Source organism: Microvirga arvi (assembly GCF_016892765.1).
GTDB lineage: Bacteria > Pseudomonadota > Alphaproteobacteria > Rhizobiales > Beijerinckiaceae > Microvirga > Microvirga arvi.
Window position 1 is genome coordinate 1 of sequence record NZ_JAFEMD010000111.1, and the last position, 8,697, is coordinate 8,697.

The 8,697-nt window shown below is 54.8% G+C and carries 8 protein-coding genes and 1 pseudogene; 7 read left to right on the forward strand and 2 right to left on the reverse strand.

The features are described from left to right. Positions 1-145 precede the first annotated feature (145 nt). The 3 genes from ILT44_RS29060 to ILT44_RS29070 all read left to right on the forward strand — a co-directional run bounded on the left by ILT44_RS29060 (position 146) and on the right by ILT44_RS29070 (position 4,155). A complete protein-coding gene (locus ILT44_RS29060; RefSeq protein ID WP_204243093.1) occupies positions 146-1,045 on the forward strand; it encodes a calcium-binding protein in 900 nt (299 codons plus the stop codon). Between the two features lie 431 nt (positions 1,046-1,476). After that, positions 1,477-2,685, forward strand: a complete 1,209-nt coding sequence (locus tag ILT44_RS31820; protein WP_204243094.1) for a GNAT family N-acetyltransferase — start codon at positions 1,477-1,479, stop codon at positions 2,683-2,685. A 405-nt stretch (positions 2,686-3,090) separates the two neighbouring features. Further along, positions 3,091-4,155 (forward strand): GNAT family N-acetyltransferase, encoded by a 1,065-nt coding sequence (locus ILT44_RS29070; protein ID WP_204243095.1) that lies wholly within the window; start codon positions 3,091-3,093, stop codon positions 4,153-4,155. A 40-nt stretch (positions 4,156-4,195) separates the two neighbouring features. On the opposite strand, the gene ILT44_RS29075 is transcribed toward ILT44_RS29070, so the two are convergent. Together ILT44_RS29075 and ILT44_RS29080 are read right to left on the reverse strand one after the other, a co-directional pair. Then, a complete protein-coding gene (locus tag ILT44_RS29075; protein WP_204243096.1) occupies positions 4,196-4,483 on the reverse strand; it encodes an integrase core domain-containing protein in 288 nt (95 codons plus the stop codon). A 375-nt stretch (positions 4,484-4,858) separates the two neighbouring features. Next, entirely contained in the window at positions 4,859-5,026 is a 168-nt protein-coding gene (locus ILT44_RS29080; RefSeq protein ID WP_204243097.1) for a hypothetical protein, read from the reverse strand. Between the two features lie 67 nt (positions 5,027-5,093). Here ILT44_RS29080 and ILT44_RS32070 point away from each other — a divergent pair. The 4 genes and pseudogenes from ILT44_RS32070 to ILT44_RS29095 form a co-directional block, all read left to right on the forward strand. Next, a pseudogene (locus ILT44_RS32070) lies at positions 5,094-5,300 on the forward strand (IS110 family transposase); the annotation flags it as partial. 3 nt (positions 5,301-5,303) lie between these two features. Further along, positions 5,304-5,450: a hypothetical protein gene (locus tag ILT44_RS29085; RefSeq protein WP_204243098.1), complete on the forward strand. Its 147-nt coding sequence runs from the start codon at positions 5,304-5,306 to the stop codon at positions 5,448-5,450. A 24-nt stretch (positions 5,451-5,474) separates the two neighbouring features. Next, positions 5,475-5,684, forward strand: coding sequence for a transposase (locus ILT44_RS29090; RefSeq protein ID WP_255549967.1), 210 nt, complete (start codon positions 5,475-5,477; stop codon positions 5,682-5,684). Between the two features lie 484 nt (positions 5,685-6,168). Next, positions 6,169-7,386 carry an FAD-dependent oxidoreductase gene (locus tag ILT44_RS29095; protein WP_204243099.1) on the forward strand — a complete coding sequence of 406 codons (1,218 nt, stop codon included), beginning with the start codon at positions 6,169-6,171 and terminating at the stop codon, positions 7,384-7,386. Positions 7,387-8,697 lie beyond the last annotated feature (1,311 nt).

Sequence of the window (8,697 nt, forward strand, 5' to 3'; positions counted from 1 at the left end):
GCCTTCCTCTACGCTGCTTCCGTCATGCTCCTCGTCCGCCGCTTGGGACGGTGCTCATGATTTACGGGACGGACTCTAAGCACTTGGGATATCATCCCATAAGAGGTATTTTGATATTTCTTCACAATATTATAATTCGTAATACATGATTGTCCTTGAGAACACCTGGCTGAGTTATACACAAGGGGTTACCACTATGCAGTATCTCAATTGGTCTGGAGAATTCATAGCTGAAAAATGGGGAGATGTGGGCAGCCCAGGTGACCTTCCGACCGAACCCTTCTGGGGACAAGTGCAGGGCATTGCCAGTTTTGACACTGCTTGGGGCGATAGCCTCGGTTCTTATACGATTGTCGGTACATCGAATGCGGACCTCATCTTTTTGGACAGAATCGGATATGACACCCCACGGCTAAATAATATCAAACAGGTCAATGCCGGAGCCGGGAATGATTTGGTCGACTTTACCTCCACCCGATTCACGTATGGAGCGGTAACGATCAATGGTGGGACCGGAAACGACTGGCTTTTGGGGAACTCAGGACGTGACCGTCTCTTCGGCAATTCTGGAAGCGACAGAATGAAGGGTTATGGCGGCAACGATTACCTGAGTGGCGGGGACCTTCACGACCATCTGTATGGTGGTCGAGGAAACGATAAGCTGATCGGAGGGTTAGGACACGACTACCTAAGAGGTCAATTCGGCAGGGATACTCTCACGGGTGGAGGCGGAAACGATAAGTTTGTTTTTGATGTCGCTCCTACTAAGTCGAATTTGGACACGATCACCGACTTTTCTGTGAAGTACGACAGCATCCAACTCGCTGCATCAGTCTTCAACAGGGCGGGATTGAAAGGCAGTCTCAAGGCAAAGGCCTTCTGGAGTGGATCAGCCGCGCACGACCAAGATGATCGCGTCATTTACAATAACGAGACCGGCTATCTCTACTATGATCCCGATGGTACAGGTGGCGCTTCGCAGAAAATGATTGCAAAGCTCTCCAAGGGTCTTGCGGTTACGCATAAAGACTTCTTCATCGTCTAAGCGGCTGATTCAGTAAAATTGGCCTTTGAGGGCTTTACGAGGCGCATTGGCAGCATTCGAACATCGGCCATGAACATGAAGAAAGAAGCTACCTGGCTTCCAATAGAGGCATCAAGGTCCTTTGCCAAGGCTGTCAGAAAGGAGCCAAGGCCTACAACCGCAGTTTAGACCTCTATTACCCATCATCAGGGGAGCCGAAGGCAGTCGGCACTCTGTTTGTCTAAGACAGGTTGCGGCTGGTTTGTACGCCATTGTTGTTAGAACGGCGTGGAGTGGAGAGCGGGTGCTACAGACATTGAAGCAGCACCAAAAATTAATACTAAATAGAACTTTGCTCGTGGTTTTATTTTGCAAAGATTTAATCCCGCATGCAGGGGGGCATGAGGCTCCTGGTTGCCTCGTCGCTTTCCAAGTTAATAGGATTATTTGCCGTGAACTTTCATTTGGCGCTTGGTAAAGATCATATAAGAACGAGTACTGTCCGTGACTTTGATGCTCTCGCTTCCCACGTTCCGGCTTGGGATCGCCTAGCCTCAAAGGCTTCCCAACAGGTTCCAACCCTGCTGCCTGGATGGGTTGACGCCTTCTTGCACCACCGCCTCCGACCGAATGAGAGTTGGTTCTGCAGTTTTGTCTATGCCGGTGACGAGCTAATTGGCGTGCTGCCGGTGATTGTCACTCCGCACCCGATCATGGGGCGTCGCTGGCCGCTGCTGCGCACCCCGTTTGATGATTATACACGGTCCGGCGACATAGCGCTGACAGCAGATCAACCGGACTTGGCTCTACATGGATTGTTAGCCGAAGTGCGTCGGGAAGAGCCAAGGCATCTTAGGCTCGACCTCCACGCTGTTCGTCAAAACTCTCCTATCTGGTCCGCTCTGAAGAAGATGCCTAGCGGCTACGTCATGCGTTTTGGCTGCGTCAGGACATGCTCGTTCCTTGACGTGCGGGGAGATTTCGCGAGTTTTTTAAGCAACTTCGGGCATATGGGCCGGAACCTAAGGCGCTTCCGCAAGAAGCTTGAAAAGCTAGGACATGTCTCGATTGAAATCCGGCGAGGATCAGATGCAGGAGAGGACTTGCTGCTGGAGTTCTTAGCTCTCGAAGCGTCTGGCTGGAAAGGTCGCAATGGCACTGCTATTCTGAACCATGCAGACGTGACAGGCTTTTACACCTCATTGGTACGCAATCTATCTGCACGGGGCAACCTGGAATGGCATGTAATCCGGCTTGGTGAGAGGCTCGTTGCGGCGCAAATGGCTGTTCTGTGCGGCACGTCCCTCTTTCTTCTATGTTACGCTTTTGATGAGGATTTCGCTGACTGCAGGCCTGGCACTCTCTTGACCGAAGTTACATTCAGAGAGGGATTTTCACGTCCGGAAATCGATGAGGTCAATCCCATGAGCGACTTCGAGACGCACCGGATCTGGCACATGCCTCGTGACAAGTATGTTGATGCATACATCATTCGCCGAAGTGTTCTCCCGGTCCTGCTTCAGCTTCCGCAGTTCGTGTATCAGAACCATGTGCGACCTCGCATTCCCGAAGTAGTGATGAAAGCTTACCGCAAATTCGGACGCGATAGATATCACAAACCTCGCCGGGCCTCGGAGGCTGCTCGGCTCCGACAGGAGTAGTCTACCAGAGGAAATTCGAGTGATAGGGCTCATACTGCTATTCCTGATGCAGTTGCGGCCCTCATCGAGCGATAAATCACCGAGTGCCTCAATCTGCAGGCGCAGGGCGGTGGCAGCAAATACGCTCGGGTGTAACCGAACCGGCTCCGCGCGGCCACCGCATGAGCTTTACGGTTGCCGGGTTGCGACGAGCGGCACCTCGTGGATCGGGGTGCCTTTCTGAACACTGCGGGCAATGCTCCGGCGGGGGTCGTGGGAGTATAGTGTAGACATGGCTAGCCCCTTTGCTCACTCTCCCGCCACTGGTATGTTTTTGGGTACATGTTGTTGCTAGGTGCTGCATTAGCGTATCATCGGTTACAGATCTTGTGCTGATCTCGACATTTTCTGCCAGGAGGCTTCTTTATGGAAACCGTCGTCATTCCAGCGAAAGATTTGAGAGGCGATTTAGCTATGCGCTGGGCTGAAATCCAAAAGCATAACCCTAGCCTTTTCAGCCCGTTCTTCCGACCTGAGTTCACTCAAGCTGTGGGAACGGTTCGGGATAACGCTTTCGTTGCCATAGTGGATGGCGGCGCCGCCTTTTTTCCATTTCAACGTAACTCCCTAGGTTTTGGGCGACCTATTGGTGGTCGTGTATCAGATTATCACGGCTTAATCGCTGCATCAGATTACAAATGCGATGTCGCATCTCTTATGAAAGATTGCAGGTTGCGAAGTTGGTACTTCGATCATGTACCCTCGGATCAATCAAACTTTGTTCGTTGGCGCACCCTCAATGCAGGATCACCTGTTGTCGACTTAGACCAAAGCGCTCCTCCTGGCTCTTCTCGATTGCACTCTGATCTTCGACGCCAATGGCGCCGTCTTGAGCGTGACTTCGGGCAAGTTGAGGTCGAACTCGAAGTGAACGATCCCTTGATACTGGAGAAATGTCTTGAGTGGAAATCGGATCAATATCACAGGACCGGTCTACCTGATCTCTTCGCTAGACCGTGGGCACGGTCGTTAGCTGAGGTGATCGCAGCGAAGCGAGGGCCGGAGTTCTCTGGCATACTTTCAGTGCTGCGTGCAGGCGGCCGGCCTGTCGCGGTTCATTTTGGCATGAGATCCGGAAGTGTCTGCCATTACTGGTTCCCCGCCTATGACACACAATTTCGATATTACTCGCCAGGAATGCTTCTGCTGTCTGAAATGATCTCACAAGGTTCAAAGATTGGGATCAAGATGATTGACCTCGGGAAGGGTGACACCGAGCAGAAGTCAAAGCTCGCGAACAGACGTGTTCCACTTATCGAAGGAGTTGTCGCAAACAGCCCATTTGTCTTCTGGATCGCCAAGAGCAAGGTAGATGTTAGAGAGTCTCTACAAAAACATCCGACAGTAAAATCCATCTTGTCACCTGCTTACCGGCTTTATCGGAGAACGAACTTGGGAGAACTGGCACAACGATTTTGGACAGCGGGATAAGTGAAGTTTCTGCGTGATGACAGCCAGTTGGGTGTGAGTTCTAATCAGGTTGTTCCGGCGAGAGCCTGAGCCCGTGTCGTCGGCTGAGACGACCATGTGGGCGTTGCTGATTGTACCATGTGAGCCACCGCGGCAGATCAGCAGCCCGAGCATCCGACGAGACGAATGGGATTGCATAGGCCCATTCTCGCAGAAGTGTCTGAATGAAGCGCTCCGCCTTACCCTTGGTTTTCGGCGTATAGGTCCGGGTTCGGATGTGCCGGATCCCGAGCCGCCGCAGCGCCTTGCGGAACAGCCGTGCGACGTAACCTGAGCCACTGTCCGTCATCATCTGCTCGAACCGGATGCCTTGCGCTCTAAACCAGGGCAAGATTCGGACCAGATAGGGTGTGGTCGAGCGGCGGTCTCATCCGGCAGCACCTCGACATAGGCCAGCCGGGTAGAATCATCGATGGCCACATGGAGGCAGTCGTAGCATCGCTGAGCATTGCTCCAACTTGACGCGGAGGAGCAAAACGCAAACCGATCCAATCAGTTCAAGTTATAACACACCCTAGTCCCTATGATTGCGGGGCGAAGGCGGCCTGTCATCCGATATGCAACGGTACGAGGGTTAAGCCGGCACAGCCGGTGCAGAGCCTCATACATAAGAGACGGGCCTGATGAAGCATACCAGATTTGTGGGATTAGATGTCCACAAGGATCAGATCTCGGTCGCGGTGGCCGAGAGCGGGCGCGGCGGCACCGTGGAATACCTCGCCAGATTGGCAAAGATCCGGCGGCCATTAGCAAGCTGTGCGCCTGACTCGCGCGACCCGGCGCCACCCTGTCGTTCGGCTACGAGGCTGGCCCCTGCGGCTATGGTGTTCATCGCCAACTCACCGGCCTCGGCCATCGCTGCGCTGTGGTGGCGCCCTCCCTGATCCCGACACAACAGAACCGACCGTCGCGACGCCACCACGCTGGCCCGCCTCAATTGGGCCGGGGAGCTCACGTCCGTCTGTATCCCGAATGCGGCCCATGAAGCCATGCGCGACCTGATCCGCTTGCGCAGCACCGTGCGCCACGTGCTGACGCGGGCTCGTCAGCATCTACAGGGTTTCCTGCTGCGACACTGCCGCTTACAAGGGGCTGCGAGAGCCTAGAGCGTGGCCCACCGCTGCTGGCTGTCGACGCTGGCCTTCGACTATCCCGCTCAGAAGATTGTCTTTCAGGATTATGTCGATGCCGTCAGCGATGCGGAGCAACGCCAAAGGCGGTTCGAAGAGCAGATCCAGCTGCTTCTGGCCTATTGAGCCCTGTGTCTGGTTATCGAGATCCTGCAGGTTCTGCGCGGCATCGCCCTGATCAACGCAGTGGTGCTGGTCAGCGAGGTCAGCGACTTGACCTACTTTGCCAACCCGCGCCAGCTGATGGCGTATTTCGACATAGTGCCGAGGGAACGCTCGACAGACCTGGCGGTCCGTCGCGGCGGCATCACCAAGACCGGCAATGCGCATGTAAGACGAGGGCGTGTCGAAGATGCTTGAACGTTCTGCCTGAAGCCGCGGGTCGGGCGCCACAAGGCCGACCAGATCAAGGCCTTGCCCGAGCCGGTGCGCGAGATTGCCTGGAAGGCGCAGGTGCAGCTGTGTGCCCGCTAGCGGTGGCTGACTGCGCCGAGCAAGACCGTCAATGTGGTCACCGTCGCGACCGCGAGGGAGATGGTTGAATTCGTCTGGGCGATTGCCTGCACGGTCCAGCCACCTAAGGCTGCATGAGCGATCGTCCGCAACCTTCCAGCAGAGGAGGACGACCGAACGTGGAGTAGACCCTCTCGGTGCGGTCCATGACGCTGGGGGACAATGCCGGGATGCTGACATAGCCGAAGGCGAATGGCGGGTGGCCGCAGGAACCCTTTCGCACCAGTGCGCTACCCAGAAATTGTCGTCGCCTAAGACAAAGCTCGGGTTTCTTCCTTTTCTGGCCTGAGCAATACTCCTGCATGGTTTGTGGGGAACCAGAGTTGACCAAATGAAGCACAGATCAGCATCATTCGACGTCGTGATAATTGGTGCAGGATTGGCTGGCACAACTCTCGCGGGCGGTCTAGCCCGATCTGGCAAGAGCGTTGCCCTCATCGATATACATTCGGTTCATCCTCGCGAATTCCGGGGCGAAAAATTCGGGCCCGAGGTGATGACGGCATTCGAGGAACTCGGATGGGGATCGACCGTCCGCGACTGTGTAAGCGTTTTCGATGCAGTACGCGTCGTGCATTTCGGCAGATTGGTTGAAACGAAACATGAGCGTGCGTATTCAGCCTACTACTCGGATTTAGTAAATGGGCTCCGCTCAGGGTTACCTAATACCATTGAATTGACCATCGGCCGGGTGATTGGAATTGAACTCAGCTCTGAGATTCAGACGGTGAGATTAAAGGACGAACAAGAGTTTAAGAGCCGTCTTGTAGTTCTGGCGACTGGCCTTGGCGAGGCGCTACTTCGCGAGGCAGGTGTGTTGCGACAGGTGGTCAATCCGCGACACTCATTAGTGATTGGCTTCGATATGGCTGCGCATCGCGAGTGCTTTCCCTTCGTAGGCCTGACCTACAACCCGGAGTCTTACAAGCACCGCACTGCCTACTTAACCATGTTCCCGGTAGGTGACCGGATGCGCGCTAACTTGTTTTCCTATCGAGAGCCCAATGAACCCTGGACCAAGGCTTTTCGCGCAAATCCTGAACGCGAACTAGCCTTGCTGATGCCAAGGCTACGCGGGCACTGCCCCAACCTTTCAGTCACAGGGCCAGTCGAAATCCGGTCAATGGATCTAGTTTGCACAACAGGCTACGATCGCGACGGCATTGTTCTTGTTGGCGATGCCTTCCAGACCGCTTGTCCAGCTTCTGGTACAGGGATGTTCAAGGTTGCAACCGATGTTAAACGCCTAGCTTCCATTCATATCCCGAACTGGCTTGCCACTCCCGGCATGAGTTGGAGCAAGATTAAGGCCTTTTACAGTGATCCAGTAAAGCGTGAGTGTGACAATGCAAGTATGCGCTCCAGCCTCCGCGAGCGAGCAATAAACACCGATTCAAGTATTGTTTGGTCTCTACTACGTAGCCGGAGATACTTTGGTAGGCATGCCTATTATGCGCAACAAAGGACTGTAATGGCACTTATTAAGTTATTAGGGGCATCAAGTGCATCAAAGTGGATCTCATCAAGCCCGCCGGACTTTCCTGTATAAGTAGAAAAAATGGAAGGTGCAGAACCGCCTGACAGCAGGCTTCTGGGAGGTTAGCAACTTCAGAGAGCAAGAGGTGACGACCGCCAAATTCTGCCGGATTGCTTTGCTGTACCCTAAACCTCAACTACTCAATTTGGAATAGATTGTCGTACGGCACTCCACCCTCATCGACAAGGCTAGTGAACCGCTACACTAACTTTGGCATTGACGGGTGACAGGATAACTATCCTAATAAGCCTTCGCCTACCCGATAGAGGACAAAGCCAAACGGCGGATGGGTTTAGCCTTCGGTTTTTTGAGGGAATACCCACCCAGGCGAACCGTGTGGGAGGCACCAGGTCATAGTGGATAATCAGGGCCTCGCCTGAGAGGTCTGACGATCTGATTGAGGGTGTCAGACTTTCGGGATCGCTCTTAGTCGTTCATTTGCCATGGAACTTAGCATTCGAATATTTGCCCCAACCGACTAGAACGAAGCAGTTGGTGCGTGCACGCTCCCGAACTGTCCATGCGACAGATCGGTCCTTTCGCGCAGCGCCGTCGCTGCTGCCGGCGTTTGCAGTTCCAGACGAACGGTGTCGGCTGTGGATTCCAGTTTCGCACCGTCTGCTCAAACCAGCGGCCGATTTCGTCCGGGCTGTGCGGATGCTGCCCGATGAGCGCCCGACGCTCGAGCAGGCGCTGGATCGACTCGGCCATGTTGAGCCAGCTGCCCCACAGGCGTGTGCAACGACTTGATGCCATGTGCACACAGCCACAGCACCAACTCGGGCGTCTTGTAGCCGATGAGATTGTCCCACACCAGCAACAGCCGCAAAGGGCGGCAACTCCTCCGGCAAGGTAAAACGGCATCGCCAGTCCCGCCTGCCAAAGGTCCCACGTCGTGTGCGTGGTCGATGGATCACGGTCTTCGGGCACCGGCAATTCTGCTATGATCGCGATGAGACGCTCGCGCGGCCAGGGATGCAGCACCGCGTTCGTGCAGTGTTGTGCTGCGTGCAGCCATACTTGGCCGGAGACGGGATGTAACAGGGTCAGGATCTTGGTCGTGCCAGCGCGGACGTATTCACAAGGTTGCTTGGCCTGATGAGTTTGCGGCTGCCACAAGGGGCGGGGATGCGGCACCGCCTGGAACGGGCCGGCTTGACTACCTCATTGTGCGCCAGTTTGTATGCCTGCTCGATTAGCTTTTTTGACTGTCGCATCGGAATCGCTGACGCGCCGGGCCAGACTTGCGCTGCGGATACCGACGCAATCCGTCCATGTGTACCGACTTGAAGTCGTCCCCGGTTCCGATTTGATCCCGTCCAC